Here is a 26,050-nt window from a genome sequence, read left to right on the forward strand (position 1 = left end):
GTCGACGCTCCCTCTGAGCTTCCGGCCCCTTCCGCGGTCCACCGCCGCCCGCGTTCCTCGCACTCCCTCCCTCCCTGCCCACCGGGCACCCGTGCGCCGCCCCACCCACGGCGGCGGCCGGCCCCCCGTACACCTGCGGACGTACCATGACGAACCCGTCGTACCAGCAACTGCCGATCATCGATCTCTCCGCCGCCGACCGCGGTCCCCAGGCACGGGCCCTGCTGCACGCGCAGTTGCACAGCGCCGCGCACGACGTGGGATTCTTCCAGCTGGTCGGGCACGGGGTCGGGGAGCGGGAGACCGGTGAGCTGCTGTCCGCCATGCGGGCCTTCTTCGCGCTGCCCGAGGCCGAGCGGCTCGCCATCGACAACGTGAACTCGCCGCACTTCCGCGGCTACACCCGGACCGGCGACGAGCGGACCGGCGGGCGGCAGGACTGGCGGGACCAGCTCGACATAGGCGCCGAGCGGCCCGCCCGGGCACCGGGCCCCGACGAGCCCGCCTACTGGTGGCTGGAGGGGCCCAACCAGTGGCCCGCCGGGCTGCCCGCGCTGCGCACCGCCGCGCTCGCGTGGATCGAGCGGCTGAGCACCGTCGCCGAGAAGCTGCTGCACGAGCTGCTCGCCTCGATCGGGGCTCCCGTCGATTTCTACGACCGGGCTTTCGGGGAGCGGGCGCATCCGCATCTGAAGCTCGTGCGGTACCCGGGCAGCGCGGGCGACGGCGCGGGTCAGGGCGTGGGGGCGCACAAGGACTACGGGTTCCTCACGCTCCTGCTCCAGGATGAGGTCGGCGGGCTCCAGGTGCAGCGCGCGGACGGGCTGTTCCACGACGTCCCGCCGCTGCCCGGCGCCTTCGTGGTCAACCTGGGCGAGCTGCTGGAGGTGGCGACCGACGGGTATCTGGTGGCCACCAACCACCGGGTCGTGTCGCCGCCGAGCGCGGTCGAGCGGTTCTCCGTGCCCTTCTTCTACAACCCTCGTCTGGACGCCCGCGTCGAGCCGCTGCCCTTCCCGCACGCCTCCACCGCGCCCGGCGTGACCGACGACCCGGCCAACCCGCTCTTCGCCGAGTACGGCTTCAACGAACTCAAGGGCAAGCTGCGGGCCCACCCGCTGGTGGCCGAACGGCATCACGCGGAGCTGCTCAGCCCCGCGTGACGCCGGGTGGGTGCCGCGGGTGACGCCGCGGCCTAGCCGCTGATGGCCCCGTAGCCCTCGATCTCGCGGGGGTTGCGGGAGCCGGGGCCGATGTAGCGGGCCGAGGGGCGGACCAGACGGCCGGTGCGCTTCTGCTCCAGGATGTGCGCCGACCAACCCGCCGTGCGGGCGCAGGTGAACATCGAGGTGAACATGTGCGCCGGGACCTCGGCGAAGTCCAGGATGATGGCCGCCCAGAACTCGACGTTCGTCGCCAGGACCCGGTCGGGGCGGCGGGCGTGGAGTTCCGCGAGGGCCGCCTTCTCCAGGGCTTCGGCGATCTCGAAGCGGGGCGCGCCCAGCTCACGGGCGGTACGGCGCAGCACCCGCGCGCGGGGGTCCTCGGCGCGGTAGACGCGGTGGCCGAAACCCATGAGCCGCTCGCCCTTGTCGAGGGCCTGTTTGACGTACGCCTCCGCGTCCCCGGTCCGCTCGATCTCCTCGATCATGCCGAGCACGCGGGAGGGGGCGCCGCCGTGCAGCGGACCCGACATGGCTCCCACGGCGCCGGACAGGGCGGCGGCGACGTCGGCGCCCGTGGAGGCGATCACGCGCGCGGTGAACGTGGACGCGTTCATGCCGTGTTCGGCGGCCGACGTCCAGTAGGCGTCCACCGCGGCCACGTGCTTGGGGTCCGGCTCGCCGCGCCAGCGGATCATGAACCGCTCGACGACGGACTGTGCCTTGTCGATCTCCCGCTGCGGGACCATCGGCCGGCCCTGGCCGCGGGCGGACTGGGCGACGTAGGAGAGGGCCATGACGGCGGCGCGGGCGAGGTCGGCGCGGGCCTGCTCGGCATCGATGTCGAGGAGCGGCTTGAGGCCCCAGACGGGGGCGAGCATGGCGAGCGCGGACTGCACGTCGACGCGGATGTCACCGGAGTGGACGGGGATCGGGAACGGCTCGGCGGGCGGCAGGCCGGGGTTGAAGGCGCCGTCGACGAGCAGCCCCCAGACGTTGCCGAAGGAGACATGGCCGACCAGGTCCTCGATGTCGACGCCCCGGTACCGCAGGGCGCCGCCCTCCTTGTCGGGTTCGGCGATCTCCGTCTCGAACGCGACGACTCCTTCGAGTCCGGGTACGAAGTCGGACATCGGGCGGCTCCTCGTGATGTGTGCGACGGGATGTGCGGGACGGAAGAGGTGGAACGGAGGGGCTGGGACGGAGCGGGTGGAACCGGGGGACTGGAACGGGAGGGAGCGGAGGGGGGTGTGGGGCGGGTGGGGGCGGTACTCCACTGATGCCCCGTGCGGCCGTCGGTCACCCGGTCGGCACCCCGCCGGGGCGGGACGGCGGCTGCGGGTGCCTCTGCACCATATCTCCGAGTGCCACCCTTGGGGAGTGGTCGCGGCACTCAGTGCCACCTTTGGTGGACCGGTCTGCCCCGCCGGGCCATACGGCAAGATGACCACGTGACCGACGCAGACGCCGTCTTCCCCGGCCCCGCCCCCGATCCCGCCGCCATGCGCAAGCAGTACCGGGCCGAGGGGCTCGCCGAGGCCGAGCTGGCCGCCACACCCGTGGAGCAGTTCGCCCGCTGGTTCAAGGACGCGGCCGTCGAGGCCCATCTCTTCGAGCCGAACGCCATGGTCGTCTCCACCGCGGACGCCGAGGGCCGGCCCGGCTCGCGCACGGTGCTGCTGAAGCACTTCGACGAGCAGGGCTTCGTCTTCTACACCAATTACGACTCCCGCAAGGCCCACGACCTCGCCGAGAACCCGTACGTCTCGCTGCTCTTCCCCTGGCATCCGATGGCCCGGCAGGTCATCGTGCGCGGAGTGGCGCGGCGCACCGGGCGGGACGAGACGGCCGCCTACTTCCGGACCCGGCCGCACGGCTCCCAGCTCGGCGCCTGGGCCAGCGCCCAGTCCTCGGTGATCGCCGACCGGGCCGTTCTCGACGCCTCCTACGCCGAGCTGGCGGCCCGCTACCCGGAGGGCGAGCAGGTGCCGGTGCCGCCGCACTGGGGCGGTTTCCGGGTGGCCCCGGAGTCGGTGGAGTTCTGGCAGGGCCGCCTGAACCGGCTGCACGACCGGCTGCGGTACGTGGCGCGGCCGGACGGGAGCTGGCGGGTCGAGCGGCTCAGCCCCTGACGGCATCGTCCGCGGGGGGACTCGGACCCCCGGGCGGGTTCAGCCGAGGGCGTCGTCCAGCAGGCCCGCCCACTGCGCCACCACTCGCTCGCGGCGGCCCCCGTCGTCGGTGAGGAGGTTGGCGAGGCCGAGGCCGCGGGCCATGTCCAGCAGGCCCTGGACCGTCTCACGGACGCCGGGGGCGGACTCGTCGGCGCCCAGCAGCTCGACGGCGATGCGGTGGCTCTCGCGGCCCACGCGGGCCTCCAGCTCGGTCACCCGCGGGCGCAGCTGCTCCTCGTTGGAGGCGGCCACCCACAGGTGCAGGGCGGCGCGGAAGAGCGGGCCGGTGTAGAGGTCCACGAGGGCGGCGACGGCGGCGCGCCGATCCCCCGTCGCACCCTGCGGGAACAGCGCGCGCAACGCGTCCGAGCGTTCCTCGGCGACATACTCGACGGCCGCGGTGAAGAGGTCCTCACGGGTGGGGAAGTGGTGCTGGGCCGCGCCCCGGGAGACGCCCGCGCGTTCGGCGACGACGGTGACCGTGGAGCCCGCCCAGCCGCGTTCGGCCAGGCAGGCCACGGCGGCCGCCAGGAGCCGCTGCCGGGTGGCCCGGCTGCGGTCCTGCTTGGGCACCCGGTCGCCCGGGGTGCGGTCGCCCGGCCCGCGGTCGTCCGTGGTCACAACACCCATGGAGGATCCCGTCGTTCGAGGAAGGCCGTCAGTCCCTCGCGGGCTTCGGGGCCTGCGAACAACGAGGCCGAGAGCTCGGTCATCGCGCCCGCGTCCTCGACGAGGGCCTCCAGCACCTTAGCCGTGAGCAGCTCCTTCGTCCTGGCCAGGGCCGTGGGCGCGGCCCTGCGCAGTCCGTCGAGGGCGGGCGCGAGGGCCTCGTCCAGGTCGCCGTCGCCGGCCGAGTGGGTGACGAGGCCGATCCGGGCCGCCTCGGCCGCGCCGAAGGTCTCGCCGGTGAGGCAGTAGCGGGCGAGGGCCCGCGGGTCGACGCGCGGCAGCAGCGGCAGGGAGATGACGGCCGGCGCGACCCCGAGGCGCACCTCCGTGAACGCGAAGGTCGCCGTCCCGGAGGCGAACGCGAGGTCGCAGGCGCCGAGCAGGCCCAGCCCGCCCGCCCGCACATGCCCGGCGACCCGGGCCACCACGGGCTTGCGCAGTTCGAGGATCCGCCGCAGCAGCGCGGGCACCGCGTGCGGCCGCGGGGGATCCTTCAGGTCGGCTCCGGCACTGAAGGTGTTTCCGGTGTGGGTGAGGACGACGGCGCGTACGCCGTCGTCCTTGTCGCAGGCCCCGAGCGCGTCCGTCAGCTCGCTCACGAGGGCGTTCGACAGGGCGTTGCGGGTGGCGGGCGAGTCGAGACTGAGGATCTCCACGCCCCGCAGGCGGGTCCGTCCGACCAGGGCGGTCGTCATGCACGCTCCCTCAGTCGGCGGCGCAGGATCTTCCCGGAGGCGGCGCGCGGCACGGCGTCGATGAACGTGACCCGGCGGACGCGCTTGTAGGGGGCGACCCGCTCGGCGACGTACATCGCGATCTCGCCCTCGGAGAGATCGGGCGAGGTGGGCTGGCGGACCAGGTACGCGTGCGGGACCTCGTTGCCGTCGTCGTAGACACCGATGACGGCCGCGTCCGCTATGCCGGGGTGGGTGAGCAGCAGGGCCTCGAGCTCGGCCGGGGCCACCTGGAAGCCCTTGTACTTGATCAGTTCCTTGACGCGGTCGACGACGAACAGCCAGCCGTCCGCGTCGACCCGCCCCACGTCGCCGGTGTGCAGCCAGCCGTCGCCGTCGATCATGTCGGCGGTGGCGTCGGGGCGCCCCAGGTAGCCCTTCATGATCTGCGGTCCCCGGATGAGGATCTCGCCGGCCTCACCGGCCTCCAGGTCCTTGCCGGGGTCGTCGAGGGACACGATCCGCATCTCGGTGCCGGCGATGAGCTTGCCGACGGTGCCCGCGGGGGCGTCCCGCATGGCGTCGAGCGGGACGACATGGGTGCCCGGGGACAGTTCCGTCATGCCGTAGGCCTGGCCGACCGGGGGCAGGTTCAGGCGCTCGGCGCAGGCGGCGGCGAGGGCGGCGTCCAGCGGCGCGGCCGCGCTGACGACGTACCGCAGGGACGACAGGTCGTACCGGGCGACCGCCGGGTGCTTGGCGAGGGCGAGGACGATCGGCGGAGCCACGTACAGGCCGGTGATGCGGTGGTCCTGGATGGCGGCGAGGAAGCTCTCCAGGTCGAAGCGGGGCAGCACCACGACGGTGGCGCCCTGCCGCAGGGGCGCGTTCATCAGGGCGGTCAGGCCGTAGATGTGGAAGAACGGCAGCACGGCGAGGATGCGGTCACCCGGTCCGGCGGACATCACCGACCGGAGCTGGGCGAGGTTGGTGGCGATCTGCCGGTGGGTGAGCATCACGCCCTTGGGGACACCGGTCGTGCCCGAGGAGTACGGCAGGGCCGCCACGTCTTCCACCGGGTCGATGTCCACGTGCGGTTCGGGGGCCGCCGAGCCCAGCATGTCGACGAGCGAACGGTGTCCGGCGGCGGTGTCGCAGACGAAGATCTCCTCGACGCCGCCCGCGAGTTCGGCCGCCCGCCGGGCCGTCTGGAGCAGCGGGGAGACCGTGACGATCCAGCGGGCGGCGGAGTCCCCGAGCTGTTTGGCGAACTCCTCGGCGGTGGCGAGCGGGTGCACGGTGGTGACCGTGGCGCCCGCGCGCGTGGCCGCGTAGAAGGCGAGCGGGAAGGCGACGGTGTTGGGGCTGTGCAGGGCCAGTACGTCGCCCTTGCGGACCCCGGCCTCGGCGAACGCGGCGGAGACCCGGCGGTGGAACCGGTCCACCTGGTCGTAGGTGAGGGTGGTGCCGTCCGTGCCGTCGACGAGCGCCGGCAGTTCGCCGAACTCGGCCGCGCGGCCCAGCACGGCCTCGTGGATGGGGAGTTCTACGGGCGGGACGTCTGCGAACTCGCTGCGGAACATGGTTCCTCCTCGCGCGCGCCGGGCACGACGGGCGCCGGCTGCGGTCAGTACGACTTGGGCAGGCCCAGGGTCTGGTGGGAGACGTAGTTGAGAATCATCTCCCGGCTCACCGGGGCGATACGAGCCACGCGCGAGGCGGTTATCAGCCTGCCGAGGCCGAACTCGCGGGTGAGGCCGTTGCCGCCGAGGGTGTGCACGGACTGGTCGACGGCCTTCACACAGGCCTCCCCGGCCGCGTACTTGGCCATGTTGGCGGCCTCGCCCGCGCCGACGTCGTCCCCCGCGTCGTACAGCTGGGCCGCCTTCTGCATCATCAGACGGGCCAGTTCGAGATCGATGTGGGCCTGCGCGAGGGGGTGCGCGATGGCCTGGTGGGCTCCGATCGGGGCCTTCCAGACGGTGCGTTCGCGCGCGTACGCGATCGCCTTGGCGAGCGCGTGCCGGCCCATGCCGATCGCGAAGGCGGCCGTCATGATGCGCTCGGGGTTGAGCCCGGCGAAGAGCTGGAGCAGGCCCGCGTCCTCGTCGCCGACGAGCGCCTCCGCCGGGAGCCGCACCTCGTCCAGGACGAGCTCGAACTGCTTCTCCACGCTGTCCAGTTCCATGTCGATCCGGCGGCGGGAGAAGCCCTCGGCGTCGCGCGGGACGATGAACAGGCAGGGCTTGAGGCTGCCGGTGCGGGCGTCCTCGGTGCGGCCGACGATCAGGGTGGCGTCGGCGATGTCGACGCCGGAGACGAAGACCTTGCGGCCTGTCAACAGCCAGTCGCCGCTCGCGGGGTCGCGGCGGGCGGTGGTGGTGATGCGGTGGCTGTTGGAGCCGGCGTCGGGTTCGGTGATGCCGAAGGCCATCAGACGGCTGCCGTCGGCCAGGGCGGGCAGCCACTCCCGCTTCTGGGCCTCGGTGCCGAAGCGGGCGATGACCGTGCCGCAGATCGCCGGGGAGACGATCATCATCAGCAGCGGGGCTCCGGCGGCCCCGAGCTCCTCGAGCACCAGGGAGAGTTCCGCGATGCCGCCGCCCCCGCCGCCGTACTCCTCCGGCAGGTTGACGCCGATATAGCCGAGCTTGGCGGCTTCCTGCCAGAGGCCGCCGCGCTCCGCGTCGGAGTCGTGGGCGTGGCTCCTGGCGAAGGACGTAACCGCCTTGCGGAGTGCCTTGTGCTCGTCGGATTCGATCAGCGTGCTCAATGTGACTCCTTCGTCTGCGAGTGCGTCGTGGCCGGTCGCGCGGCGGTCTCCCACGCCCTCAGGGCGCGTCTCCCTCGACGACGGCCAGGAGGGTGCCCACCTCCACCTGCTGTCCCGTCGTCACCGGCAACGCCGTCAGGGTCCCGTCCGCCGGGGCCGAGATGACGTGTTGCATCTTCATCGCTTCGAGCCACAGCAGCGGTTCACCGGAGCGGACACTCGATCCGGTGATGAGGCCGTCCGCGAGCTTGACGACCGTGCCGGGCATCGGCGCGAGCAGCGAACCGGGGGCGTGCTGGGCCTCCGGGTCGGGGAAGCGGGGCAGCTCCGTGAGGGCGGTGCCGTTGACGTGGACGCGGTCGCCGTAGCGGGCGACCTCGAACCGCCGCCGTACCCCGTCGATCTCCAGGACGACCAGGCCGGGGTCCGCGTGCACCACCTGAACGCCCTCGGCCGTGAGGCCGGTCCGGGTGTGGTGGTAGCGGACCTCCGTCTCCTCGCCCGCCGCCGCGTACCGCTTCGTCTGCGGCTGGGACGGCAGGTTGCGCCAGCCGCCGAGCGGCGAGCGGGTGCGCGCGTCCGCGAGGGCGGCGGCCAGCGGGGCGTACGGCTCGGGGGCCGGGACGGTGAGGTCGGGGAGGTGCCGGTCGTAGAAGCCGGTGTCCATGCGGGCGGAGGTGAACTCCGCGTGGCGCAGGGAGCGGACCAGCAGCTCGCGGTTGGTGACCGGGCCGTGCAGGACGGTGCGTTCCAGGGCGCCCGCGAGTCTGCGGATCGCCTCCGCGCGCGTGGGGGCGTGGGCGACGACCTTGGCGAGCATGGGGTCGTAGTGGACGCCGATGTCGTCGCCGTCGCCGAAGCCGGTGTCCAGGCGGACGCCCTCGGGGACGGCCAGGCGGTGCAGGGTGCCGGTCTGCGGAGTCCAGTCGTTCGCCGGGTCCTCGGCGTACAGGCGGGCCTCGACGGCGTGGCCACGCGCGCGTGGGGGCTCGGGGTCCAGGGCGGCGCCCTCGGCGATCCGGATCTGCTCGGCCACCAGGTCGAGGCCGAAGACGGCCTCGGTGACGGGGTGTTCCACCTGGAGGCGGGTGTTCATCTCCAGGAAGTGCGCGCGGCCGTCGGCGACGAGGAACTCGACCGTGCCGGCGCCGACGTAGGACACGGCCCGCGCGGCGCGCACCGCCAGCGTGCGCAGTTCCTGCGCCGTCCGCTCGGACAGGCCGGGGGCCGGCGCCTCCTCGATCACCTTCTGGTGGCGCCGCTGGAGGGAGCAGTCGCGGGTGCCGAGCGCCCACACCGTGCCGTGGGTGTCGGCGAGGATCTGCACCTCGACATGGCGGCCGTTCTCGACGTACGGCTCGACGAACACCTCGCCGTCGCCGAACGCGCCGGCCGCCTCGGCCCCGGCGCCCTCCAGCGCGGCGTCCAGCTCCGTCAGACGGCGTACGACGCGCATACCGCGCCCGCCGCCGCCCGCGGCCGCCTTCACCAGCACGGGCAGGTCGGCCTCCGTCACCGCGTCCGAGGCGAGCGGGGCGAGCCCCATGAGCTGTTTGGCGCGGGTCTTGGACGCCATCGCCTCGATCGCCTCGGGCGGCGGCCCGATCCAGACGAGGCCCGCGTCCAGGACGGCGCGCGCGAAGTCGGCGTTCTCGGAGAGGAAGCCGTAGCCGGGGTGCACGGCGTCCGCGCCCGCGCCGACGGCGGCCTTCACCACGAGGTCGGCGCGCAGGTAGGTGTCCGCGGGCGCGCTGCCCGGCAGCCGTACGGCGGCGTCGGCCACGCGCGCGTGGAGGGCGCCGGCGTCGGCGTCCGAGTACACGGCGACGGTGCGGATGCCCGCCTCGCGGCAGGTGCGGAACACCCGGCAGGCGATCTCGCCGCGGTTGGCCACCAGAACGGAAGTAATCATGAGCCTCACATCCGGAAGACGCCGAAGCCGCCCCGCGCGCCCTCGAAGGGCGCGGTGTGGACGGCCGACAGGCACAGGCCGAGAACGGTGCGGGTGTCGCGCGGGTCGATGACACCGTCGTCGTACAGCCGCCCGGACAGGAACATCGGCAGCGACTCGGACTCGATCTGCTGCTCCACCATGGCGCGCAGTGCGGCGTCCGCGTCGTCGTCGTAGGGGTGCCCCTTCGCGGCCGCCGACTGCCGGGCGACGATGGACAGGACCCCGGCGAGCTGCTGCGGACCCATCACCGCCGACTTGGCGCTCGGCCAGGCGAAGAGGAACCGGGGGTCGTAGGCGCGTCCGCACATGCCGTAGTGGCCGGCGCCGTACGAGGCGCCCAGGAGGACGGACAGGTGCGGGACCTTCGAGTTGGCGACCGCGTTGATCATCATCGCGCCGTGCTTGATGATGCCGCCCTGCTCGTACTCCTTGCCGACCATGTAGCCGGTGGTGTTGTGCAGGAAGAGCAGCGGGATGTCGCGCTGGTTGGCCAGCTGGATGAACTGGGCGGCCTTCTGGGACTCCGCGCTGAAGATCACGCCCTGGGCGTTGGCCAGGATCCCGACGGGGTAGCCGTGCAGGGTCGCCCAGCCGGTGACGAGGCTCGTCCCGTAGAGGGGCTTGAACTCGTCGAAGTCGGAGGCGTCGACGATCCGGGCGATCACCTCGCGCGGGTCGAAGGGGGTGCGCAGATCGCCGGGGACGATGCCCAGGAGCTCTTCCTCGTCGTACTTGGGAGGGAGGGCCGGGCCCGGGTCGCGGTACGCCTTGCGGTGGTTGAGGCGGGCCACCACGCGGCGTGCCTGCCGCAGCGCGTCCCGCTCGTCGGCGGCGAAGTGGTCGGCGAGGCCGGACACGCGCGCGTGCATCTCCGCGCCGCCCAGCGACTCGTCGTCGCTCTCCTCGCCGGTCGCCATCTTCACCAGGGGCGGCCCGCCGAGGAACACCTTCGCGCGTTCCTTGACCATGATCGCGTGGTCGGACATGCCGGGGATGTAGGCACCGCCCGCGGTCGAGTTCCCGAAGACGACGGCGACGGTCGGGATCCCGGCGGCGGAGAGGCGGGTCAGGTCGCGGAAGACGGCCCCGCCCGGGATGAAGATCTCCTTCTGCGACGGAAGGTCGGCGCCGCCCGACTCCACCAGGCTGATGCAGGGCAGCCGGTTGGCGAGGGCGATGTCGTTGGCGCGCAGGGCCTTCTTCAGGGACCAGGGGTTGCTGGCGCCCCCGCGCACGGTCGGGTCGTTGGCGGTGATCAGGCACTCCACGCCCTCGACGACGCCGATGCCGGTGACGAGGGAGGCGCCCACCGTGTACTCGCTGCCCCAGGCGGCGAGCGGCGACAGCTCCAGGAACGGCGTGTCGGGGTCGAGGAGCAGCTCGACGCGCTCGCGGGCGAGGAGTTTGCCGCGGGCGCGGTGCCGGGCGACGTACTTCTCCCCTCCCCCGGCCAGCGCCTTCGTGTGTTCGGCGTCGAGGTCGGCGAGCTTGGCGAGCATGGTCTCGCGGTGCGCGCGGTAGTCGGGGCCCTGGATGTCCAGGGCGGACGTCAGAGCCGTCACAGGAGGGCCTCCGGGATGTCCAGGTGTCGGGAGCGCAGCCATTCGCCGAGTGCCTTGGCCTGCGGGTCGAAGCGGTGCTGGGCGGCGACCCCGGCGCCGAGGAGGCCCTCGACGACGAAGTTCAGGGCGCGCAGCCGGGGCAGGGTGTGCCGGGTGACGGTCAGCTCGCGGCTCTCGGGGACGAGCTGCCGGAACCTGTCGGTCGTCAGTTCGTGGGCGAGCCAGCGCCAGGCCTCGTCCGTCCGGGCCCACACCCCCACGTTGGCGTCGCCGCCCTTGTCGCCGCTGCGGGCGCCCGCCACGAGCCCCAGCGGCGCCCGCCGTAGCGGACCCGGCGGCAGCGGATCCGGCAGGTCCGGTTCCGGCACCTTCTCGAGCACGCGGGTGCCTTCGGCCGGGGGCGCGGCCACGGGCAGGCGACGGCCGTCGTCGAGGACGGCGAGGTGCCCGACCTCATCCTGCGGCACGTACGCGGCCTCGAACACGCCGTAGGGGGAGCCCTTGCCGGGCGGCGCGAGCACATGGAAGCCGGGATACCCGGCCAGCGCCAGCTCCACGGCCGCCCCGCTCAACGCCCGTCCCACGGAATCCTGTTCGGGGTCGCGCACGACGAGCCGCAGCAGTGCGCTCGCGGTCTCCTCGGTGTCGGCGTCGGGCCGGTCGGTGCGGACCAGCTCCCAACGGACCTCCGCCGGACGGGACTTGAGGAAGGCCTGGGCCATCTGTTCCCGCACGAGCGCGGCCTTGGCCTCGATGTCCAGGCCGGTGAGCACGAAGACGACCTCGTTGCGGAAGCCGCCGAGGCGGGTGCGGCCGACCTTCAGGGTCGGGGGCGGGGCCTCCCCGCGCACGCCGTGGATCCGGACCCGGTCGGGACCGTCCTGGGTGAGCCGTACCGTGTCCAGGCGGGCGGTGACGTCGGGGCCGGCGTAGCGGGCGCCCGCCGTCTCGTACAGCAGCTGGGCGGTCACCGTGCCGACGTCGACGAAGCCGCCGGTGCCGGGGTGCTTGGTGATGACACAGCTGCCGTCCTCGTGGATCTCGGCGAGCGGGAAACCGGGCCGCCGCAGGTCCCGGCCCCCCTCGGCGAAGAAGGCGTAGTTTCCGCCGGTGGCCTGCGTCCCGCACTCCAGGACGTGTCCGGCGACGACGGCGCCCGCGAGCCGGTCGTACTCCCCGGGCCCCCAGCCGAAATGGGCGACGGCCGGGCCGGTGACGAGGGCCGCGTCGGTGACCCGCCCGGTGACGACGACCTCCGCGCCCTCGCGCAGACAGGCGGCGATACCGGAGCCGCCGAGGTAGGCGTGGGCGGTGAGGCTGCCCGGATAACGGGCGCCGAGGTCGTCGCCCTCGACATGCGCGACGCGTACCGGGATACCGAGCCGCTCCGCCAACTGCCGCACGGCGTCGGCGAGTCCGGCCGGATTGAGGCCTCCGGCGTTGGTGACGACGCGCACGCCGCGGTCGTGGGCGAGGCCGAGGGACTCCTCCAGCTGCCGGAGGAAGGTGCGGGCGTAACCGCCGGCGGGGTTCTTCAGCCGGTCGCGGCCGAGGATCAGCATGGTCAGTTCGGCGAGGTAGTCGCCGGTGACGACGTCGAGTTCGCCGCCGGTGAGCATCTCGCGCAGGGCGTCGAAGCGGTCGCCGTAGAAGCCGGACGCGTTGCCGATGCGCAGGACCGTCACCGGGCGGTTCCCTTCGGCGCGCGGCCGCCGCCGGGCGGGCCCGCGAAGGCCTGGGCGATGTCCAGCCAGCGGTCCGCGTCGGGACCCTCGGCGCGCAACGCGAGGTCGGCGCGGTGGGCACGCTGGGTGACCAGGAGGCAGAAGTCGAGGGCGGGGCCGGTCACGCGGTCCGCGGCGTTCTCCGGGCCGTACGTCCACAGCTCGTCGGACGGGCCGCGCAGCTCCACCCGGAACTCCTCGAACGGCGTGGGCAGTCCGTGCACGCCGAAGGCGAAGTCCCGGGTGCGGACGCCGAGCCGGACGATGTGCCGGAGCCGGTCGGTGGGTGCGGGCGTCGCGCCCAGCGCCTCCGCCACGTCCTGGCCGTGGGCCCAGGTCTCCATGAGCCGGGCGGTGGCCATGGAGGCGGCCGACATGGGCGGCCCGTACCAGGGGAAGCGGGCTCCCGCGGGTGCCTTCCGCAGGGCGTCCGCCAGGGCCTCGCGGCCGGCCCGCCAGTCCGCGAGCAGCCGCTCGGGCGGCTTGGCCGCGCCCTCCCGCGCGCCGGTGTCGACGAAGTCCCCGGGCGCGGCCAGCGCCTTCTCGACCTCGCGGGAGAACGCGTCCTGATCGGTCACGGCCAGCACGGAGGAGTGGTCGGTCCAGGCGAGATGGGCGATCTGGTGGGCGACGGTCCAGCCGGGGGCGGGCGTCGGCAGTGTCCACCGCTCGGAACTCAACCCGGCCACCAGCCGGTCGAGTTCGTCGCTTTCGGCACGGAGGTCGTCGAGCACGGGCGTCGGGTCGGCCATGGGGTGGAGCATGGCAGCGGGACAAGAAACAATCAAGCATGCTTGCATGAATTACCCGGAGGCCTCGCGGGCCCCTCGCGGGCCGCGTGCGGGCCTGCCGTCTCGCCGACGCGCGAGCCGTCGTGGGGGCGGGCCCGTCTGTCGCTGTCGTCAGGCGGGCCCGCCTGACGCTGTCGTCGACAGGCGTCGGCGCCCCCGGCGGGGGGCCGGTCAGGCTTCCGGGACCGCCGACTTCGGCCGGCCCACCTGGGTGCGGACCGCACCCATGCTCGCCGCGACGACCAGGGCGATCGCGGCCGCCTGGAGCGTGGTCAGGGCCTGGTCGAGGATGAGGAAGCCCGCGGTGGCGGCCACGGCCGGTTCCAGGCTCATCAGGATCGCGAAGGTGGAGGCGGGCATCCGGCGCAGGGCGAGGAGTTCGAGGGTGTAGGGGAGGACCGAGGAGAGCAGGGCCACCGCCGCGCCCAGGCCCAGCGTCACCGGGTCGGCCAGCTTCGTGCCCGACTCGGCGAGACCCAGGGGCAGGAAGAGCAGCGCGCCCACCCCCATCGCCAGGGCCAGGCCGTCCGCCTGCGGGAAGCGGCGGCCGGTGCGGGCGCTGAAGACGATGTACGCCGCCCACATGGCCCCCGCGCCCAGCGCGAACGCGACGCCCACCAGATCGAGGCCGCCGCCGAACCCCGACCCGTCACCGCCGTGCCCACCGCCCCCGCTGAGCAGGAAGACGCCCACGAGGGCCAGACCGGCCCAGACCAGGTTCAGCGCGCGGCGCGAGACCACCACCGAGAGCGCGAGGGGGCCGAGGACCTCCAGCGTCACCGCCGCGCCCAGCGGGATGCGGTCCACCGCCTGGTAGAAGAGGCCGTTCATCGCGGCCATGGTGACGCCGAACACGACGACCGTGCCCCAGTCCGTGCGGGAGTGGCCGCGCAGCCGGGGCCGGCAGACGACGAGCAGGACCACCGCCGCCACCAGCAGCCGCAGCGCCACCACGCCCAGCGCGCCCGCCCTCGGCATCAGCGTCACCGCCAGGGCGCCGCCGAACTGCACCGAGATGCCTCCGGCGAGCACGAGGCCGACCGGGCCGAGGGCTCCCAGCCGGCCCTGCGGGCCGGGGGAGCCGGTCGTCGCGCCGGTGGGGGCGAGCTGGGGTGTGGCGGCGGTGTCGGGGGCAGTCACGGGCGGTCCTGGTGCTCGGCTCGGGATACGTACATCACGCTGCACTGTCCAGTCCAGGGTAATGGACTCCGTCAGGTGTGTGAACCCGTTTTGCCGCTGTCTCGGGCTGTGAGACGTCGGCCGCCGGAGCGCTCGCGCGGGTGGCTATCTGCGCGACATGTAGAGGTCCAGCGCCCGGTGCAGCAGCTTGTTGAGCGGGAAGTCCCACTCGCCCAGGTACTCCACGGCCTGGCCGCCCGTGCCCACCTTGAAGCGGAGCAGGCCGAGCAGGTGGTTGGACTCCTCCAGGGTGTCGGTGATCCCCCTGAGGTCGTAGACGGCGGCGCCCTGTTCATGGGCGTCGGTCATCATGCGCCACTGCATGGCGTTGTTCGGCTGGACCTCGCGCCTGCGGCCGGTGGAGGCGCCGTAGGAGTACCAGACGTGCTCGCCGACGGTCAGCATGGTCGCCGCGGCGAGGACCTCGCCGTCGTGGTGGGCGAGGTAGAGCCGCATCCGGTCGGGGTGTTCGGCGTTCAACGCGCTCCACATACGCTCGAAGTAGGACAGCGGCCGTGGGAGGAAGCGGTCGCGTTCGGCGGTCTCGGTGTACAGCCCGTAGAACGCCGGAAGGTCCTCCGCACCGCCCCGGACGACCTTCACGCCCGCCTTCTCGGCCTTCTTGATGTTGCGCCGCCACTGCTGGTTGAGGCCGCCGTGGATGTCATCGAGCGTGCGTCCCGCGAACGGGATCTGGAAGACGTAGCGGGGCTGGCCGGCCGCGAAGCCGTCCTCGCCGCCCGGCTCGCTCTGCTGCCAGCCTGCGCGGCGCAGCCGGTCGGCGACGCCGAGGGCGCGCGGCTCGTACGAACTCGCCTCGGCGTCCCGCAGCCGGTGGGCGCCCGGGTCCGCGATGGCCGCCTTGACCGCCTCGGCACTCCAGCGCCGTACGACGACGGGCGGGCCCATCTTCACCGAGAACGCCCCCCGCGCCTTCAGCCACGCGAGCATCGGCTCCAGCCAGCGCTCGACCAGGTCCGGCGCGTGCCAGTCCACGAGCGGCCCCTCGGGCAGATACGCCAGGTACTTGCGCAGCCTCGGCAGCGGCCGCAACAGCACCAGCCCCACCCCCACGAGCGCGCCCGTCCCGTCGGTCCAGCCCAGGCTCTCGGCCCGCCAGTCCGGCTTCACGTCGCCCCACGACGGGATCTGCATATGGCTGGCGGCGGGGCGGCCCGCGACGAACGCCAGGTGCTCGTCACGGGTGATGGACTGGACGCGCAGACTCATACGCCGGGCTCCTTCGAATGGCGGTTCGGGTTCGGGGCGTCGGCCCGTGCGCAGCGCCGGACGACCGTCCCGGCCAGCGTAGGAGCGGCCCCCGCCCGTCCCCCGCTCAGCCACGCCCGCCACCGCCACCCTCACCGCCCTCACCACCCTCACCGCCCGCGCAGGGCCTGCACCGGCCGCCTCGGCCCTCCCCCCGGACCTGCCGACGGGCCGCCCCGTGCCTGGCCCGGGCCCCCAGGTCTCCCCTCAGTCCTCTGCCTCCGCCTCCGCCTCCGCCTCTGCCTCGTCTGCGTCCGCCAGGCCCTCCGCCAGCACCTCCGCGAGGTGCCGTCCCCGGGTCCCGGCCAGCTGGTCCAGCTGGGTGCGGCAGGAGAAACCGTCCGCCAGAACCACCGCGCTCTCGGGGGCGTCCCGTACGGCCGGCAGGAGCTGCTCCTCCGCGCAGGCCGCCGACACCTCGAAGTGGCCCTTCTCGAAGCCGAAGTTGCCGGCGAGGCCGCAGCACCCGCCGCTCAGCTCACCGGTGAGACCCGCGGCCTCGCGCAGCCGCCGCTCGGCCGCGTCGCCCAGGACCGCGTGCTGGTGGCAGTGGGTCTGGCCGACCGCCGGACGGTCCAGGCGGGGCGGGGTCCAGTCGGGCGCGTGCCGCTCCAGGGCCTGGGCGAAGGTCAGGACGCGGGCGGCGAGACGGGCCGCGCGCGGGTCGTCGTGCAGCAGCTCGGGCAGGTCGGTGCGCAGGGCGGCCGCGCAGCTCGGCTCCAGGACGACGACCGGGGCGGACGTCTCCAGCACCGGCTCCATCAGGTCGAGCGTGCGGCGCAGCACCACGCGCGCGTGGTCGAGCTGGCCGGTGGAGACGTACGTCAGCCCGCAGCAGACCCGGCCCCGGCGGGCGGTCAGCAGCGTGGCCGCGCTCCTCGACCGGCCGTCGCCCACCGGCCGGCCCCGCATCAGCAGAGTCGGCGGCAGCGCCACCCGCAGCCCCGCCGCCTCCAGGACCCGTACGGCGGCCCGGCCCACGGACGGCGAGAGGTGCTCGGTGAAGGTGTCGGGCCACAGGACCACCAGATCGCCGGCCTGACCCGCCCCGGGGGCGGGCCTCCTGCGCCGCCACCACCCGCTGAACGTCCGCCGGGCCGGCCGCGGGAGGTCCCGCTCGGCCGCGATCCCGCCCAGCCGCTTGGCGAGGCTCGCGAGCGGGCCGACCGAGGCGAGCGCGTTGAGCGGGGCGGTCACCCGCAGCCGGCTCGCCCAACGCAGCCACACCGGGAGCCGGCCCATGCTCCAGTGGGCGGCCGGGCGCCGGCGGCCCTCGTAGTGGTGGTACAGGAACTCCGCCTTGTAGGTGGCCATGTCGACCTCGACGGGGCAGTCGGAGCGGCAGCCCTTGCACGACAGGCACAGGTCGAGCGCGTCCCGGACCTCGGTGGAGCGCCAGCCGTCGGTGACCAGCTCGCCGGCCAGCATCTCGTGCAGCAGCCGCGCCCGCCCGCGCGTGGAGTGCTCCTCCCGGCCCGTGACCCGGAACGACGGGCACATCACCCCCGCCCCCGGTCCCGCGCCCGGCACCGCCCCCGGCGGCGTCGTCGTACGGCACTTGGCGACGCCGACGCACCGGCGGACGGCCGCCGAGAAGTCACCGCCGTCGGACGGGTAGCCGAAGGCCACGTCGACCGGCTCGCGGGGCAGCACGGCGAAGCGCAGGTTGCCGTCGAGGGGCGCGGGGCGCACCAGCATCCCCGGGTTGAGGAGGTCGTCGGGATCCCAGACCGCCTTGGCCCGCTCGAACAGAGCGACCGTCTCCTGCCCGTACATCCTCGGCAGCAGCTCGGCGCGCGCCTGTCCGTCGCCGTGTTCACCGGAGAGCGAGCCGCCGTGGGACACGACCAGCTCGGCCAGTTCCTCGGAGAACCGGCGGAAGCGGGCGATCCCCGCCGCCGTCAGCAGGTCGAAGTCGATACGGACGTGGATGCAGCCGTCCCCGAAGTGCCCGTACGGCGCGCCCCGCAGTCCGTGCTCGGTGAGCAGTGCCCGGAAGTCCCGCAGGTACGCGCCGAGCCGGGCCGGCGGCACCGCGCAGTCCTCCCAGCCGGGCCAGGCCTCCGTGCCGTCCGGCATGCGGGTCGCCGTCCCGCTCGCGTCCTCGCGGATCCGCCACAGCGCCCGCTGCCCGGCCGGATCCCGTACGACCCGCGCGTCCAGGACGTCCGCCGCGCGGACGATCGTCTCCGCACGCGCGCGTGCCTCGCTCTCCGACCCGCCGCCCGTCTCCACGAACAGCCAGGCCCCGCCGCGCGGCAGCCCGGCCGTCGCGCCCGGCGGTACGAGGTCGGCCGCCATCCCCTCCACCGTCAGCGGCCCGAACGGCAGCAGCCCGGCGGCGGCCTCGGCGGCGGCGCCCTCGTCCGGGTAACCGAGCACCGCGAGCACCCGCGCGCGTGGCGCCTCGACGAGCCGGACGACGGCCTCGGTGAGCACGCCCAGGGTGCCCTCGCTGCCGCAGAAGGACCGGGCGACGTCGGCGCCGTTCTCCGGGAGCAGCGCGTCCAGGGCGTAGCCCGAGATACGGCGGGGCAGCTCGGGAAATCCGGTCCGCAGCCGGGCGAGCTCGCCGTCGACGAGGGCGCGCAGACCGTCCGGCGCTCCCGCCCAGCCCGGCCCGAGCCGCAGCCGCCGCCCGCGCGCGGTGACCACCTCCAGCTCGCGCACACCGTCCGCCGTCGTCCCCCACGCCACCGAATGGGAGCCGCACGAGTTGTTGCCGATCATCCCGCCGAGCGTGCAGCGGCTGTGCGTGGAGGGGTCGGGGCCGAAACGCAGCCCGTGCGGGGCGGCGGCCTCCTGGAGCCGGTCGAGCACCAGCCCCGGCTGCACGACGGCCGTCCGCGCCTCCGGATCCAAGGTGACCAACCGGTTCATATAACGCGTGAAGTCCAGCACCACGCCGACACCGGTGGCCTGCCCGGCGATGGACGTGCCGCCACCGCGCGCGACGACCGCGACCCCGGCCGCCCGGCAGATCTCCAGCACTGCGGCCACGTCGTCACCGTCACGGGGCGCGACCACGCCCCGGGGGACGCGTCGGTAGTTCGAAGCGTCCATGGTCACGAGCGCCCGGGAGGTGACGTCGAAGCCGACGTCGCCCCGGACGGCCTTGCGCAGTTCGGCCTCAAGATCCGTCATGACTTCAGCAAACCAGCATGGGTCCGCCCCCGGGGCCCGTCCGGCGATCGAGGGCGAGGACGTGCGGGCCGCCGGTGGCCGGGGGCACCGCCCGCACGACGGCGACACGCCCCGTCTCACCCGACGGACCAGGTTTCACCCAGGTTTCCCCCACCGGCTAACCTCGCCCTCGTGGCTGAGATCCAGATTCCTGCTGACATCAAGCCCGCCGACGGTCGATTCGGCGCGGGCCCCTCCAAGGTGCGGGTGGAGGCGCTGGACGCCCTGGCCGCCACCGGTACGTCCCTCCTCGGCACCTCCCACCGCCAGGCCCCGGTCAAGAACCTGGTCGGCCAGGTGCGCGAGGGCATCTCCGAGCTGTTCTCCCTCCCCGAGGGCTACGAGGTCGTCCTCGGCAACGGCGGCTCCACCGCGTTCTGGGACATCGCGACCCACGGTCTGATCGAGAACAAGTCGCAGCACCTGACGTTCGGCGAGTTCTCGTCCAAGTTCGCGAAGGCCGCCAAGCTGGCTCCCTGGCTCGCGGAGCCGACGGTCGTCTCCGCCGACCCGGGCACGCACCCGGAGCCCGCGGCCGAGGCGGGTGTCGACGTCTACGCCTTCACCCACAACGAGACCTCCACCGGTGTCGCCGCCCCGATCCGGCGCGTGGCGGGCGCCGACGAGGGCTCCCTGGTCCTGGTGGACGCCACCTCCGGCGCGGGCGGCCTCCCGGTCGACATCGCCGAGACGGACGTCTACTACTTCGCCCCGCAGAAGTCCTTCGCCTCCGACGGCGGTCTGTGGATCGGTGTGTTCTCCCCGGCCGCGATCGAGCGCGCCGAGCGGATCCACGCCTCCGGCCGGCACATCCCCGAGTTCTTCAGCCTGCCGACGGCGATCGACAACTCCCGCAAGAACCAGACGTACAACACCCCGGCCCTGTCCACCCTCTTCCTGCTGAACCAGCAGCTGGAGTGGATCAACGGCCAGGGCGGCCTGGACTGGTCGGTGCGCCGCACCGCCACCTCCGCGCGCACGCTGTACGGCTGGGCCGAGGACGTCAAGTACGCCAACCCGTTCGTCGCCGACCCGGCCAAGCGCTCCCAGGTCATCGGCACGATCGACTTCTCCGACGACGTGGACGCGGCCGCCGTCGCCAAGGTGCTGCGCGCCAACGGCATCGTCGACACCGAGCCGTACCGCAAGCTCGGCCGCAACCAGCTGCGGGTCGCGATGTTCCCGGCGATCGACCCGGCCGACGTCGAGGCCCTCACGAAGAGCATCGACTACGTGATCGACAAGCTGTAACCGTTCCCCGCACGACGGCACTCGCACGACGGCATTCGCACGACGAGGCCCGTACGGCGGCAGAACGGCCCGCACGACGACGTACGACGGCGAAGGGCGCCCGGTGCACACCGGGCGCCCTTCCTCATCCGGCCGCGAAGCCCACGCCGTGATGCCGCGGGTCTCACACCGCGGTGCAGCTCACGCTCGGCACACCCCCGCCCCCGGGGGCCCCGCCGAACCCGAAGCTCGCCGAACCGCCCGCCGCGACCGCCCCGTTGTGCGCGGCGTTCACCGCGGTCACGCTCGTCCCGCTCTGGGTGTACGAGGCGTTCCACATGCTCGTCACCCGCTGGGCGCCGCTCCAGGTCCAGGTCACCTTCCACGAACCGATCGCCGTGGTACCGGTGTTGGTGACCTTCACCTCGGCGTTGAAGCCGCCGCCCCAGTCGCTGCTGACGGTGTACGTGGCGGCGCAGGCGGCCGTGCCGCCACCGCCGCCCCCGCCTCCTCCGCCGCCGGTCCCCGGGAAGCCCGGTGCCTTGACGCTCGCCAGATACCCGTCCTTCACGGTGTCGACGGTCTGCCAGTCGTCCTTGAGGATGCCGCCCGTGTCACCGGAGTTGGGGTTCCAGGACCAGAAGGTCCAGTGGAAGGAGTCGGCGCCGTAGGTCGACGTCGGCCGGAGGTAACTCACCAGTGCCGCCAGCCACTTCTGGTCCACCGTCGACTGGAGCGTGGTGCCGAACTCGCCCACCCACACGGGTGCGATGTTCTGCTTGAAGATGTAGCCCCAGTACTTGTCCCAGATCCCCGGCATGTTCGCGGGGAACGAGGGGTCGCTGAACCAGCTCTGCTGGGCGACGCTCGTGGCGTAGTCGTGGGCCGAGTACACGACCCGGTTCGCCACGTCGAGCTGCACCGGGTACTGGCCGACGCCCATCAGGTTGCCGCCCCACCAGCCGGAGACCCCGTTGAAGGTCTGCACGCCCTCGACGAAGATCAGCAGAGCGGGGTTGACGGACAGGACGGCGTTGCCGGCCCGCTGCGCGGCAAGCCGCCAGTCGGTCGCGGTGTCCCCGCAGCCCCAGCAGGCGGGATCGTGCGGCTCGTTGTGCAGGTCGATGCCGACGACCGTGTCCTGTCCCTGGAAACGGGCCGCGAGCGCCTTGAGGTTGGCGATCCAGGTGGACTCGGGGACGGCGGCCGTGTACCAGAGCGCCGACTGCCCGCCCGAGTCCGGCCGGTGCCGGTCGAGGATGACCTTCAGACCGCCCTGACCTGCGTACGCCACGATCCGGTCCAGGATCTGGAGCGAGTTCAGGCCCTGGAGGTCGGCGTTCCTGCCGCCGCTGAAGTCGATGCTGTCGGGGACGGTGGTGCTCTTGAAGATGTCGTCGCTGTACGGGATGCGGATCGTGTTGTAGCCCAGCGACCTCATCTGGTCGATCATGCTCTTGTAGTCGCGGGACCAGAGGCCGTGCACGACGTGGTTGCCGGTCTCGAAGCCGAACCAGTTGATCCCGGCGACCCGGACCGGCGTTCCGGCGGCGTCCAGGATCTGCCGGCCGCTGGTGTGCCAGTAACCGGCGCCGGCCTCGGCCACGACGGCGTCCGCCGCGTGGGCCGACTGCGCTCCGGCTCCCAGCGGGATCAGAAGCGCGGCGGCCAGGCCGCACAGCATTCTTCGCAAGCTGCGGAACATCTCGCTGCTTCCTCTCGGGAGGCGCGGGCCCGAAACACATGGGAGCGCTCCCACGCACCGCGCACCCCCCAGGAAACTGACACATCATGACCACGTCAAGGAGTGCGGCAGCGGTGGTTCCGCCTCCGCGCGGAAAGCGGCTCAGTCGCGGCGCCGGAACCGGCGGAGCCCGAAGAGGGCGACGCAGACCGCGGCGACCGCCAGCGCGCCGAACGTGACGCTGCCGCCGGCCGAGGACCCGCCGCCCTCGTCCGAGGCACGCGGACTCCCGCCGCCGGACGACGACTCGGCGCCCCGACCGGTGCCCCCGGGCGCGTCCTCCGCCACCACGGAGCTGCCGGCGCCCTCGCTGCCGTACAGGAGCTCGGTACCGTCGGCGGAGTAGGTGACGGACTCCCCCTGCCGCTGGAGCGGCACGTCGAGCCGGCCCTCGCGCTCGATCTTCCCGCCGTTCCAGGCGTAGGAGATACCGCCGAAGTAACCGCGGACGGCGAGCTGGGTGCCGTCCGGCGAGAAGGCCGCGTCGGTGGCCCACAGGTCGACGGCGGCGACGGGCTCGAAGACGTTCGCCCCGGAGGCGGAGAGCTTCGCCGGCCCCTCGTAGAGGTGACCGCCGTCCTCCTTCTTGTCGATGATGTAGACCCGCCCGGTCTTGGGGTGCACGAGGAGCGACTCGGCGTCGCGGGCGCCGTCGGAGTACTTCACGACGTACTGGGTGGCCTTGACGGTCTGGTCGACGAGCTTCGCCGGCTCGGGCAGCCGGTAGATCCACACGTACTGCCAGGTGCCCCCGAGGTTGTCGCCGATGTCGCCGACCCAGATCTCGTTGCCCGGACCGATGGAGATCGCCTCGACGTCACGGGGCGTGCCGACACCGGTCAGGGTGAGCCGGGCGACGGTCTTCCCGGTCGCGCTGTCGACGGCGTAGAGGTAGGGGCCGTCGTCGCTGTCGTTGTGGGTCCAGTAGACGCCCGGGTGCTGCCGCGAGGCGGCGAGACCGCTGGACTCGGTGATACGCGGATCCTCGATGGTGAATCCCTCGTCCCCGTCGGCCGCGTACGCGGAGGGCGCGGTGGACGCGGCGAGCACGGTGAAGGCACCCGAGAGGAGGACCCCGGTGAGAAGGGCTCCGGCCCGGACGGCGAAAGATCGGCGCATGTCCACAAGCCTGCCATCCCGCCCCGCCGTTCACGGATTCGTGGCCCGTCTCACACGCCCCCGGAGGGGGTGATCCTTTGCCGATCCCTCATCATGAGCGGATGCTCAGGTTCATGCCCGTAGGCGACTCGATGACGATCGGCAGCTCGGGCGAGCACACCTGGCGTTACCGCGTGTGGCGGCACCTGTGCGCCACGTACGGCGGCCCGTTCACGCTGACCGGTCCCCGCGAGACGCTCTACGACAAGGCGACGGACTCGGCCGTCTCGTACGCCTACGCCGACCCCGACTTCCCGCGCGGACACCTCGCCGGCTGGGGCGAGGGCTGGCTGCACATGGCCCCGCTGATCGGCGAGGCGGTGCGGACGTCACGGGCGGACATCCTGCTGGTCTCGCTGGGCCTGATCGACCTGGGCTTCTACACGAACGCCGAGCAGACCGCGCAGAACGCCCGCGCCTTCGCCGCCGAGGCCCGGGCGGCCGACCCGCGGATCGCCATGGTGTGGCTGCCGGTCATCCCCAACATCCGTGCCGCGGAAGACGCGGCCTTCGCCGCGCAGGTCACCCGCTTCAACGAACTCCTGGCGAAGACGGCCGCCGACCTGGACGAGCCGGGTTCCCCGATCCTGCTGGCCTCGGTACCGCGGACCTGGGACATCGACACCCACACCTACGACGGCACCCACCCGAACGAGCGCGGCGAACACCGGCTGGCCTCGGCCTTCGCGGAGGCGATGCACCAGGGTTGGGGCCTGGGCGGGGAGTACGCGGACTGAGGGACGCGCCCCACCCGGTTCTGGCATATGCGCTCCGCGCCGTTATCCGAGAAGATGCCCGTCCCCGAGGGAACAAAGGCTGAGATCGTCGGGGGAAACGTCTTCATGTCACCGCGGCGGCAGCACCACTGGGAGATCATCTCGGGCATTTTCGAGCAGCTGCGTGACAAATACCCCCGCAAGCGGCTCGCATCCGATCTACGCATCGACATTCCCGGTCATCTGAACGGCTCTGCATGTGACCTGGCTGCCATGGCCGACCGCTCCGTGAAGGACAGCAAGTTCCCCCGCGACTGACCTGTTCCCCGGCCGGCCCCCCTTGCATGGAGCGCACTCGAAGTCGTTGGCTTGTGCTTCATGAAGTACACGCAGCTCGGACGTACCGGACTCAAGGTCAGCCGCCTCGTCCTCGGCACCATGAACTTCGGCCCGCAGACCGACGAGACCGACAGCCACGCGATCATGGACGCGGCGCTCGGCGCGGGCATCAACTTCTTCGACACCGCGAACGTGTACGGCTGGGGTGAGAACAAGGGCCGTACCGAGGAGATCATCGGCAGCTGGTTCGCCAAGGGCGGCGGGCGCCGTGACCAGGTCGTCCTCGCCACCAAGGTGTACGGCAACATGGCCGCCGACGGCGACGCCTGGCCCAACCACGACAAGCTGTCCGCGCTGAACATCCGGCGGGCCGTCGACGCCAGCCTCAAGCGGCTGGGCACCGACCACATCGACCTGTACCAGTTCCACCACATCGACCGCAGCACTCCCTTCGAGGAGATCTGGCAGGCCATCGACGTACTGGTGCAGCAGGGCAAGATCCTCTACGCGGGGTCGTCCAACTTCCCCGGCTACAAGATCGCCCAGGCCAACGAGACCGCCGCCCGCCGCGGCGGCACCATCGGGCTGGTCAGCGAGCAGTGCCTGTACAACCTGGCCGAGCGGCGCGCCGAGATGGAGGTCATCCCGGCCGCGCAGGAGTACGGCCTCGGGGTCATCCCCTGGTCGCCGCTGCACGGCGGTCTGCTCGGCGGGGTCATCAAGAAGCAGGCCGAGGGCGGGCGCCGCGCCTCCGGACGGGCCGCCGACACCCTCGCCGACCCCACCGCCCGCGCGCAGATCCAGGCCTACGAGGACCTGCTGGACAAGCACGGCGTGGAGCCCGGGGAGGCCGGCCTGGCCTGGCTGCTCACCCGGCCCGGCGTCACCGGTCCGATCGTCGGTCCGCGCACCGCGGAGCAGCTCGACTCCGCCCTGCGCGCGGTCGAACTGGAGCTGAGCGAGGAACTGCTGTCCGGCCTGGACGAGATCTTCCCCGGCCCGGGCCCTTCCCCGGAGGCCTTCGCCTGGTAGCGGGGCGCGCCTCGACGGTCGCGCCCGGCCTATCTGCCGAGCGCGGCCGCCAGGGCCACCACGACGAACAACAACACGAGCGCACCGGCCATGATCCGGTTCCTGGTCTTCGGGTCCACGCAGGGAGCCTAACCGGCCCCGCCGAGCGCCCAGCGCCCGACCGGCTCGTACCGGGGCTGCTCCCCGGGAACGCCGGACCTCGGCAGGCTGCTGCGCACCAGCACCAGCTCCCCCACCGTCCAGGTACGGCCCTCGAAGGCGTCCAGCGCCTCGACGTACGGCCGCACGTCGACCGCCTCCCGGCTGCGGGCCAGCGTGAGGTGGGCCTTGTAGCGGCGGTGCTCCCCCATCTCCACGCCCGCCTTGCGGGCCGCCGCCTCCGCGCGGTCGGCCAGCAGCCGCAGCTCCGGAACATCCCCGGCGGCCCCGGCCCACAGCGCCCGCCCGTGCCCGAACTGTCCCCCGCCCCGCACGGCCAGGCCGAAGGGCGTGCCGCGGTGCGCGGCCCGGTCCAGCCGCCGCGTCAGCTCCGGTACGAGGCCGTCGTCGACCTCGCCGTAGAAGGCGAGGGTGAAGTGCCAGCCGGGGCGGTCCGTCCAGCGCAGGCCGTCGGCACCGGGCAGCGTGCGCAACCGGGCCACCTCGACGGCGAGTTCGTCGGCGATGTCGGCCGGGGGCAGCACGGCGGCGAAGAGTCTCATGGCCCCGATTTTCCC

At 73.1% G+C, this 26,050-nt stretch carries 21 protein-coding genes; 6 read left to right on the top strand and 15 right to left on the bottom strand.

Annotation, left to right across the window (positions count from 1 at the left end; all coding sequences use genetic code 11):
* Positions 1 to 146 precede the first annotated feature (146 nt).
* Positions 147 to 1,163, top strand: a complete 1,017-nt coding sequence (locus tag AOQ37_RS17275; RefSeq protein WP_062645421.1) for an isopenicillin N synthase family dioxygenase — start codon at positions 147 to 149, stop codon at positions 1,161 to 1,163.
* A gap of 32 nt (positions 1,164 to 1,195) precedes the next feature.
* Here the strand turns inward: AOQ37_RS17275 and AOQ37_RS17280 are convergent, their stop codons facing one another.
* Complete coding sequence (locus AOQ37_RS17280) at positions 1,196 to 2,296, bottom strand: citrate synthase 2 (protein ID WP_062645422.1); 1,101 nt, start codon at positions 2,294 to 2,296, stop codon at positions 1,196 to 1,198.
* 318 nt (positions 2,297 to 2,614) lie between these two features.
* Here AOQ37_RS17280 and pdxH point away from each other — a divergent pair, with 318 nt between their 5' ends.
* A complete protein-coding gene (gene pdxH / locus AOQ37_RS17285; protein WP_062645423.1) occupies positions 2,615 to 3,295 on the top strand; it encodes a pyridoxamine 5'-phosphate oxidase in 681 nt (226 codons plus the stop codon).
* 39 nt (positions 3,296 to 3,334) lie between these two features.
* Here the strand turns inward: pdxH and AOQ37_RS17290 are convergent, their stop codons facing one another.
* The 11 genes from AOQ37_RS17290 to AOQ37_RS17340 form a co-directional block, all read right to left on the bottom strand.
* Positions 3,335 to 3,967, bottom strand: a complete 633-nt coding sequence (locus AOQ37_RS17290) for a TetR/AcrR family transcriptional regulator (RefSeq protein ID WP_062645424.1) — start codon at positions 3,965 to 3,967, stop codon at positions 3,335 to 3,337.
* Positions 3,955 to 4,701 (bottom strand): enoyl-CoA hydratase family protein, encoded by a 747-nt coding sequence (locus tag AOQ37_RS17295; protein WP_062645425.1) that lies wholly within the window; start codon positions 4,699 to 4,701, stop codon positions 3,955 to 3,957. The genes AOQ37_RS17290 and AOQ37_RS17295 overlap by 13 nt, the downstream gene beginning before the upstream one ends.
* Positions 4,698 to 6,263 carry a 4-coumarate--CoA ligase family protein gene (locus tag AOQ37_RS17300; protein ID WP_062645426.1) on the bottom strand — a complete coding sequence of 522 codons (1,566 nt, stop codon included), beginning with the start codon at positions 6,261 to 6,263 and terminating at the stop codon, positions 4,698 to 4,700. The genes AOQ37_RS17295 and AOQ37_RS17300 overlap by 4 nt, the downstream gene beginning before the upstream one ends.
* A 44-nt stretch (positions 6,264 to 6,307) precedes the next feature.
* A complete protein-coding gene (locus AOQ37_RS17305) occupies positions 6,308 to 7,453 on the bottom strand; it encodes an acyl-CoA dehydrogenase family protein (RefSeq protein WP_062645427.1) in 1,146 nt (381 codons plus the stop codon).
* A 58-nt stretch (positions 7,454 to 7,511) separates the two neighbouring features.
* Positions 7,512 to 9,365, bottom strand: coding sequence for an acetyl/propionyl/methylcrotonyl-CoA carboxylase subunit alpha (locus AOQ37_RS17310; RefSeq protein ID WP_062645428.1), 1,854 nt, complete (start codon positions 9,363 to 9,365; stop codon positions 7,512 to 7,514).
* Between the two features lie 5 nt (positions 9,366 to 9,370).
* On the bottom strand, positions 9,371 to 10,969 hold the full coding sequence (locus AOQ37_RS17315) for an acyl-CoA carboxylase subunit beta (RefSeq protein WP_062645429.1): 1,599 nt from the start codon (positions 10,967 to 10,969) through the stop codon (positions 9,371 to 9,373).
* On the bottom strand, positions 10,966 to 12,654 hold the full coding sequence (locus AOQ37_RS17320) for an acyclic terpene utilization AtuA family protein (RefSeq protein WP_062645430.1): 1,689 nt from the start codon (positions 12,652 to 12,654) through the stop codon (positions 10,966 to 10,968). The genes AOQ37_RS17315 and AOQ37_RS17320 overlap by 4 nt, the downstream gene beginning before the upstream one ends.
* Entirely contained in the window at positions 12,651 to 13,445 is a 795-nt protein-coding gene (locus AOQ37_RS17325) for a TIGR03084 family metal-binding protein (RefSeq protein ID WP_062645431.1), read from the bottom strand. Before AOQ37_RS17325 ends, AOQ37_RS17320 begins: the two co-directional genes overlap by 4 nt.
* A 210-nt stretch (positions 13,446 to 13,655) precedes the next feature.
* The gene (locus AOQ37_RS17330) at positions 13,656 to 14,624 is read right to left on the bottom strand and encodes an EamA family transporter (RefSeq protein WP_199825029.1); all 969 of its coding nucleotides are present in this window, start codon (positions 14,622 to 14,624) and stop codon (positions 13,656 to 13,658) included.
* A gap of 144 nt (positions 14,625 to 14,768) precedes the next feature.
* Positions 14,769 to 15,893 (bottom strand): lipid II:glycine glycyltransferase FemX, encoded by a 1,125-nt coding sequence (locus tag AOQ37_RS17335; RefSeq protein WP_062645432.1) that lies wholly within the window; start codon positions 15,891 to 15,893, stop codon positions 14,769 to 14,771.
* 246 nt (positions 15,894 to 16,139) lie between these two features.
* On the bottom strand, positions 16,140 to 19,076 hold the full coding sequence (locus AOQ37_RS17340) for an FAD-binding and (Fe-S)-binding domain-containing protein (protein WP_062645433.1): 2,937 nt from the start codon (positions 19,074 to 19,076) through the stop codon (positions 16,140 to 16,142).
* Positions 19,077 to 19,247: 171 nt separating this feature from the next.
* Here AOQ37_RS17340 and serC point away from each other — a divergent pair, with 171 nt between their 5' ends.
* Positions 19,248 to 20,366 carry a phosphoserine transaminase gene (gene serC, locus AOQ37_RS17345; RefSeq protein WP_062645434.1) on the top strand — a complete coding sequence of 373 codons (1,119 nt, stop codon included), beginning with the start codon at positions 19,248 to 19,250 and terminating at the stop codon, positions 20,364 to 20,366.
* Positions 20,367 to 20,529: 163 nt separating this feature from the next.
* Here the strand turns inward: serC and AOQ37_RS17350 are convergent, their stop codons facing one another.
* Together AOQ37_RS17350 and AOQ37_RS17355 are read right to left on the bottom strand one after the other, a co-directional pair.
* Complete coding sequence (locus AOQ37_RS17350) at positions 20,530 to 22,050, bottom strand: cellulase family glycosylhydrolase (protein ID WP_062645435.1); 1,521 nt, start codon at positions 22,048 to 22,050, stop codon at positions 20,530 to 20,532.
* A 141-nt stretch (positions 22,051 to 22,191) separates the two neighbouring features.
* Complete coding sequence (locus tag AOQ37_RS17355; protein ID WP_062645595.1) at positions 22,192 to 23,208, bottom strand: TolB-like translocation protein; 1,017 nt, start codon at positions 23,206 to 23,208, stop codon at positions 22,192 to 22,194.
* Between the two features lie 101 nt (positions 23,209 to 23,309).
* Here AOQ37_RS17355 and AOQ37_RS17360 point away from each other — a divergent pair, with 101 nt between their 5' ends.
* The 3 genes from AOQ37_RS17360 to AOQ37_RS17370 are packed head-to-tail and all read left to right on the top strand — an operon-like array spanning position 23,310 to position 25,334.
* Positions 23,310 to 23,984: a GDSL-type esterase/lipase family protein gene (locus AOQ37_RS17360; protein ID WP_062645436.1), complete on the top strand. Its 675-nt coding sequence runs from the start codon at positions 23,310 to 23,312 to the stop codon at positions 23,982 to 23,984.
* Between the two features lie 54 nt (positions 23,985 to 24,038).
* Entirely contained in the window at positions 24,039 to 24,281 is a 243-nt protein-coding gene (locus tag AOQ37_RS17365; protein ID WP_199825030.1) for a hypothetical protein, read from the top strand.
* Positions 24,282 to 24,341: 60 nt separating this feature from the next.
* Entirely contained in the window at positions 24,342 to 25,334 is a 993-nt protein-coding gene (locus tag AOQ37_RS17370; protein WP_062645437.1) for an aldo/keto reductase, read from the top strand.
* Positions 25,335 to 25,462: 128 nt separating this feature from the next.
* Here AOQ37_RS17370 and thpR read toward each other — a convergent pair whose 3' ends face one another.
* The gene (gene thpR / locus AOQ37_RS17375) at positions 25,463 to 26,035 is read right to left on the bottom strand and encodes an RNA 2',3'-cyclic phosphodiesterase (protein ID WP_062645438.1); all 573 of its coding nucleotides are present in this window, start codon (positions 26,033 to 26,035) and stop codon (positions 25,463 to 25,465) included.
* Between the last annotated feature and the right edge of the window lie 15 nt (positions 26,036 to 26,050).

The sequence above is a fragment of the Streptomyces maremycinicus genome (assembly GCF_001184025.1).
GTDB lineage: Bacteria > Actinomycetota > Actinomycetes > Streptomycetales > Streptomycetaceae > Streptomyces > Streptomyces maremycinicus.

What these genes read in the sequence shown, in the direction of transcription:
- AOQ37_RS17275 (WP_062645421.1), top strand. Translation starts at nt 147, where the DNA reads ATGACGAACCCGTCGTACCAGCAACTGCCGATCATCGATCTCTCCGCC.
- AOQ37_RS17280 (WP_062645422.1), bottom strand. Translation starts at nt 2,296, where the DNA reads ATGTCCGACTTCGTACCCGGACTCGAAGGAGTCGTCGCGTTCGAGACG.
- AOQ37_RS17290 (WP_062645424.1), bottom strand. Translation starts at nt 3,967, where the DNA reads ATGGGTGTTGTGACCACGGACGACCGCGGGCCGGGCGACCGCACCCCG.
- AOQ37_RS17295 (WP_062645425.1), bottom strand. Translation starts at nt 4,701, where the DNA reads ATGACGACCGCCCTGGTCGGACGGACCCGCCTGCGGGGCGTGGAGATC.
- AOQ37_RS17300 (WP_062645426.1), bottom strand. Translation starts at nt 6,263, where the DNA reads ATGTTCCGCAGCGAGTTCGCAGACGTCCCGCCCGTAGAACTCCCCATC.
- AOQ37_RS17310 (WP_062645428.1), bottom strand. Translation starts at nt 9,365, where the DNA reads ATGATTACTTCCGTTCTGGTGGCCAACCGCGGCGAGATCGCCTGCCGG.
- AOQ37_RS17325 (WP_062645431.1), bottom strand. Translation starts at nt 13,445, where the DNA reads ATGGCCGACCCGACGCCCGTGCTCGACGACCTCCGTGCCGAAAGCGAC.
- AOQ37_RS17335 (WP_062645432.1), bottom strand. Translation starts at nt 15,893, where the DNA reads ATGAGTCTGCGCGTCCAGTCCATCACCCGTGACGAGCACCTGGCGTTC.
- AOQ37_RS17340 (WP_062645433.1), bottom strand. Translation starts at nt 19,076, where the DNA reads ATGACGGATCTTGAGGCCGAACTGCGCAAGGCCGTCCGGGGCGACGTC.
- AOQ37_RS17350 (WP_062645435.1), bottom strand. Translation starts at nt 22,050, where the DNA reads ATGTTCCGCAGCTTGCGAAGAATGCTGTGCGGCCTGGCCGCCGCGCTT.
- AOQ37_RS17355 (WP_062645595.1), bottom strand. Translation starts at nt 23,208, where the DNA reads ATGCGCCGATCTTTCGCCGTCCGGGCCGGAGCCCTTCTCACCGGGGTC.
- AOQ37_RS17360 (WP_062645436.1), top strand. Translation starts at nt 23,310, where the DNA reads ATGCTCAGGTTCATGCCCGTAGGCGACTCGATGACGATCGGCAGCTCG.
- AOQ37_RS17365 (WP_199825030.1), top strand. Translation starts at nt 24,039, where the DNA reads ATGCCCGTCCCCGAGGGAACAAAGGCTGAGATCGTCGGGGGAAACGTC.
- AOQ37_RS17370 (WP_062645437.1), top strand. Translation starts at nt 24,342, where the DNA reads ATGAAGTACACGCAGCTCGGACGTACCGGACTCAAGGTCAGCCGCCTC.
- thpR (WP_062645438.1), bottom strand. Translation starts at nt 26,035, where the DNA reads ATGAGACTCTTCGCCGCCGTGCTGCCCCCGGCCGACATCGCCGACGAA.